At 68.3% G+C, this 4,951-nt stretch carries 4 protein-coding genes and 1 tRNA gene; 4 read left to right on the top strand and 1 reads right to left on the bottom strand.

The window, feature by feature from the left end:
• Positions 1 to 48: 48 nt before the first annotated feature.
• Together AB7U92_RS21920 and AB7U92_RS21915 are read left to right on the top strand one after the other, a co-directional pair.
• On the top strand, positions 49 to 543 hold the full coding sequence (locus AB7U92_RS21920) for a ClpXP protease specificity-enhancing factor (RefSeq protein WP_428582087.1): 495 nt from the start codon (positions 49 to 51) through the stop codon (positions 541 to 543).
• A 34-nt stretch (positions 544 to 577) separates the two neighbouring features.
• Positions 578 to 653 (top strand) — tRNA-Thr (locus AB7U92_RS21915).
• A gap of 63 nt (positions 654 to 716) precedes the next feature.
• Here the strand turns inward: AB7U92_RS21915 and AB7U92_RS21910 are convergent.
• Complete coding sequence (locus tag AB7U92_RS21910; protein ID WP_428582085.1) at positions 717 to 1,034, bottom strand: DciA family protein; 318 nt, start codon at positions 1,032 to 1,034, stop codon at positions 717 to 719.
• A 15-nt stretch (positions 1,035 to 1,049) separates the two neighbouring features.
• On the opposite strand from AB7U92_RS21910, the gene AB7U92_RS21905 reads away from it, so the two are divergent.
• Both AB7U92_RS21905 and secA read left to right on the top strand, forming a co-directional pair.
• Positions 1,050 to 2,021, top strand: a complete 972-nt coding sequence (locus tag AB7U92_RS21905; RefSeq protein WP_428582083.1) for a M23 family metallopeptidase — start codon at positions 1,050 to 1,052, stop codon at positions 2,019 to 2,021.
• Between the two features lie 170 nt (positions 2,022 to 2,191).
• Positions 2,192 to 4,936 (top strand): preprotein translocase subunit SecA, encoded by a 2,745-nt coding sequence (gene secA / locus AB7U92_RS21900; protein ID WP_428582081.1) that lies wholly within the window; start codon positions 2,192 to 2,194, stop codon positions 4,934 to 4,936.
• The last annotated feature ends 15 nt before the right edge of the window (positions 4,937 to 4,951 follow it).

The following is a 4,951-nucleotide window of genomic DNA, read 5'->3' as shown; positions in this document are numbered from 1 at the left end:
GGCGCTGACGCCCTCCGAGAAGGTGATGCGCAAGTAAGGCCCCGCGCCATGCGCACCCCGCCCACCGCGCCCGCGCCGACCGGCAGCTCGACGCGCCCGTACCTGATCCGTGCGCTGCACGACTGGTGCACCGACAATGGCTTCACGCCCTATGTCGCGGTGTTCGTGGATGCCTCGGTGCAGGTGCCGCAAGAGTATGTCAAGAACAACGAGATCGTGCTCAACGTCGGCTTCGAGGCCACCAGCGGACTGAAGCTGGGCAACGAGTTCATCGAGTTCAAGGCCCGCTTCGGCGGCGCGGCGCGCGAGATCGTGGTGCCGGTCGACCACGTGATCGCCATCTACGCGCGCGAGAACGGCCAGGGCATGGCCTTCCCGGTGCCCAGCGAGTCGGCGCCGGCTGCCTCGGCCGCCGAATCGCCGGCAACCCGCGGCGCTCACCTGTCGCTGACGGAGCCTGTCGCCACCGATGGCTCCGAGGCGTCCGGCGAGCCGCCCGAGCCGCCGTCTGGCGGGCGGCCGTCGCTCAAGCGCGTCAAGTAGCGCGGCCTATACTGGCCGCGGCCAGCGGATCCGGGCCGGCTTAGCTCAGCTGGTAGAGCACCCGCCTTGTAAGCGGAAGGTCGTCAGTTCGACTCTGACAGCCGGCACCAGTGATCTGCATCACGAACGGCAAGGCCGGCGGCGGCTACCGTGGCAAACGGTGAAACCGCGTGTCAGTTCGATTGAACCCGTATCCTGATTGAGCTAACCTGCCAGCCCTGCTCTCGAAGCAGGGCCTCGAGGCGAGGCTTGATCTGGCGAAGCTTGGCGGCCACCGCGGCATTGGCGGCCAGCAGCGACCAGCCCTCCTCGTCCACCGGTCCCGGCTGAACGTGCCGGGCCAGTGCTCCGGGCAAGGCGCCGCGGACGGCTTCGAAGCGATCGGCGGAATCCTGCAGACGCGCGCGGAGCTGGGTGAGCGGTGCGCTGCGCCGCAGGGCTTCGGACACGGTCATCGAGTCCGGCACGAGCGGGGGCGGTTTGGTGCTCACACGAGGAGTGTAGCGATGCAGATTCTGATCACGCACGGCACGCTGGCCCGCACGCGCGTCCTGCACTTCAATCGCTGGCAGATGGCCGCGATGCTGATTTCGCTGGTGGCCGTGCTGACCCTGCTGTCGGGCACGGTGTACCACTTCGTGTTCCTGAAGGCGGCCCGCGAGGGCTGGCCGGTGGTCAGCCAGATCGTCCGGCTGGTGGTGCGTGACGAATTCGCCCAGCGCGACCGATTCTTGCGCGAGAACCTCGACGCGATCGCGCAGAAGGTCGGCGAGATGCAGGCCAAGCTGGTCAAGCTCGAGGCCATGGGCGACCGCGTGTCCGGGCTGGCCGGCGTCAAGAGCGACGAGCTGCGTGGCACGACCCCCAAGTCGCGCCTCGCGCCGGCCGGCGCCCAGGGCGGCCCGTATGTTCCGCCGCAGGCCGTGACGATCGAGCAGCTGCGCAGCATCGTCGATTCGCTGGACGAGTCGGCCGACGCGAACTCCGACCTGTTCACGCTGATCGAGTCGCGGCTGATGGAGTCGCGCCTGCAATCGCTGATGATCCCGAACTCGGCGCCAGTCTCCGGCCCGGTGGGCTCCGGCTTCGGCTTCCGGTCCGACCCCTTCACCGGCCGTTCCGCCCTGCACATGGGGCTGGATTTCCCGGCCGACGTGGGCACGCCGATCATGGCCGCCGCCGGCGGCGTGGTGCAGCTGACCGAGACGCACCCGGCCTACGGCCAGATGGTCGAGGTCGATCACGGCAACGGCCTGGTCACGCGCTATGCCCATGCGTCGAAGCTGCTCGTGCGCACCGGCGACATCGTCAAGCGCGGCCAGCCGATCGCCCAGGTGGGCAACACCGGCCGCTCCACCGGCCCGCACCTGCACTTCGAGGTGCTGGTCGACGGCGTGCCGCAGAACCCGGCGCGCTTTCTCGCCGGCGGCGAGGCCGCCGTGGCCGCGGCCGAGAAGGCCCTGCGCAACCGCCGCTGAGCGGCCCGCCCCGGCCCCCGGGTGGGCCGGGCATGCGGATGTAAACTTGCGCGTTTGACAGGCGCCGCCCGCTTGCAACGCAAGCCCGCGGCCCCAACTCCAGGCTTCCGGCGTTCGACGGCCTGGCCCGCACGAAGCGGGCGTGTCGGACGCGCCAATCACGACGCCGCATGCTACCCAAGCTCCTTACCTCCATCTTCGGCAGTCGCAACGAGCGCCTGCTGAAGCAGTACCGGCGCGTGGTCGCGCAGATCAATGCCCTGGAGCAGGGCCTCGAGGGGCTCTCCGACGAGGCGCTGCGCGCCAAGACCGACGAGTTCCGCGCGCGCCACGCCAAGGGCGAGACGCTCGACGCGCTGCTGCCGGAAGCCTTCGCGGTCGTGCGCGAAGGCAGCAAGCGCACGCTGAAGATGCGCCACTTCGACGTCCAGCTGCTCGGCGGCATGACGCTGCACAACGGCAAGATCGCCGAGATGCGCACCGGCGAAGGCAAGACGCTGATGGCCACGCTGCCGGTGTACCTCAATGCCATCTCCGGCAAGGGCGTGCACGTGGTGACGGTCAACGACTACCTCGCCCGGCGCGACGCCGAGTGGATGGGGCGCCTCTACACCTTCCTCGGCCTGACGGTCGGCGTGAACACGCCGAACATGTCGCGCGCCGAGAAGCAGGAGGCCTTCGCCGCCGATGTGACCTACGGCACCAACAACGAGTTCGGCTTCGACTACCTGCGCGACAACATGGTGCAGGAGGTCGCCGACCGCGTCGCGCGCGGCCTGAACTTCGCGATCGTCGACGAGGTCGACTCGATCCTGATCGACGAGGCGCGCACGCCACTGATCATCAGCGGCCAGGCGGAGGACCACACCGAGCTGTACGTGCGCATCAACGCCGTGGTGCCCAGGCTGAAGAAGCAGATCGGCGAGGCCGACCCGCGTACCGGCGAAGGCGTGATCGAGCCGGGCGACTTCACCGTCGACGAGAAGGCGCACCAGATCTTCCTCACCGAAGCCGGCCACGAGAACGCCGAGGCCATCCTCAGCGAAGCGGGCCTGCTCGCCGAAGGTGCGAGCCTGTACGACCCGGCCAACATCACGCTGATGCACCACGTGTACGCGGCGCTGCGCGCCCGGCACCTGTACCACCGCGACCAGCACTACGTGGTGCAGAACGGCGAGGTGATCATCGTCGACGAGTTCACCGGCCGGCTGATGACCGGCCGCCGCTGGAGTGACGGCCTGCACCAGGCGGTGGAGGCCAAGGAAGGCGTGCAGATCCAGAGCGAGAACCAGACGCTGGCCTCGATCACGTTCCAGAACTACTTCCGCATGTACGGCAAGCTCGCCGGCATGACCGGCACGGCCGACACCGAGGCCTACGAGTTCCAGGAGATCTACGGCCTGGAGACCGTGGTCATCCCGCCGAACAAGCCGACCATCCGCAAGGACGAGCTCGACCTCGTCTACAAGACCGAGCGCGAGAAGTACGACGCGGTCACCAAGGACATCCGCGACTGCCACGAGCGCGGCCAGCCGGTGCTGGTGGGCACGACCTCGATCGAGAACTCGGAGAAAGTTTCCGAGCTGCTCAAGCAGGCCAAGCTCGAGCACCAGGTGCTCAACGCCAAGCAGCACGAGAAAGAGGCGCAGATCGTCGCCCAGGCCGGGCGGCCGGGCATGATCACCATCGCCACCAACATGGCCGGCCGCGGCACCGACATCGTGCTCGGCGGCAACGTCGAGAAGCAGATCCAATTCCTCGAGGCCGACGAGGCGCTTTCCGCCGAAGAGAAGGCCGCGCGCGCCAAGCAGCTGCAGGACGAGTGGCAGACCCTGCACGAGCAGGTGAAGGCCGCGGGCGGCCTGCGCATCATCGCCACCGAGCGCCATGAGTCGCGCCGCATCGACAACCAGCTGCGCGGCCGCTCCGGCCGCCAGGGCGACCCGGGCTCCTCGCGCTTCTACCTCTCGCTCGACGATCCGCTGATGCGCATCTTCGCTGGCGACCGCGTGCGCGCGATCATGGACCGGCTGAAGATGCCCGAGGGCGAGGCCATCGAGGCCGGCATCGTCACCCGCAGCATCGAGAGCGCGCAGCGCAAAGTCGAGGCGCGCAACTTCGACATCCGCAAGCAGCTGCTCGAGTACGACGACGTGTCGAACGACCAGCGCAAGGTCATCTACCAGCAGCGCAACGAGATCCTCGAGGCCGAGAGCCTCACCGAGCAGATCGCCAACCTGCGCAAGAGCACGATGACCGAGGTGGTGCGCACCTACGTGCCGGCCGAGAGCGTCGAGGAGCAGTGGGACCTGCCCACGCTCGAGAAGGCGCTGCGCGAGGAGTGGCAGCTCGAGGTGGCGCTGGCCGCCGAGGTGGAGAAGAGCGACAGCGTCACCGACGACGACATCGTCGAGAAGGTGGTGGCCGCCGCCGACGCCCACTTCAACGACAAGCTCGAGCGCGTCGGCGCCGAGCAGTTCACGCCGTTCATGCGCATGGTGCTGCTGCAGGCCATCGACAACCACTGGCGCGAGCACCTGGCGGCGCTCGACTACCTGCGCCAGGGCATCCACCTGCGCGGCTACGCGCAGAAGAACCCGAAGCAGGAGTACAAGCGCGAGGCCTTCGAGCTGTTCTCGCAGCTGCTCGACGTGGTGAAGATGGAAGTCACCCGCGTGATGATGACGGTGCGCATCCAGAGCCAGGAAGAGGCGCTGCAGGCGGCCGAGGCGATCGAGGAGCAGGCCGAGCGCATCAGCAACGTGACCTACACCCATCCGAACGAGGACGGCTCGGTTTCCGAGGAACCCGATCTCGCCACGGTGGCGGCTGCGGTGCCCACGGTCGGCCGCAACGATCCCTGCCCCTGCGGCAGCGGCAAGAAGTACAAGCAGTGCCACGGCAAGCTGGCCTGATCGACCGACCCTTCG

It is taken from the genome of Piscinibacter sp. (genome assembly GCF_050175855.1).
GTDB lineage: Bacteria > Pseudomonadota > Gammaproteobacteria > Burkholderiales > Burkholderiaceae_C > Piscinibacter.
The sequence above is the reverse complement of the archived record's forward strand: the minus strand, read 5'-3'. Positions and strand labels throughout refer to the sequence as shown.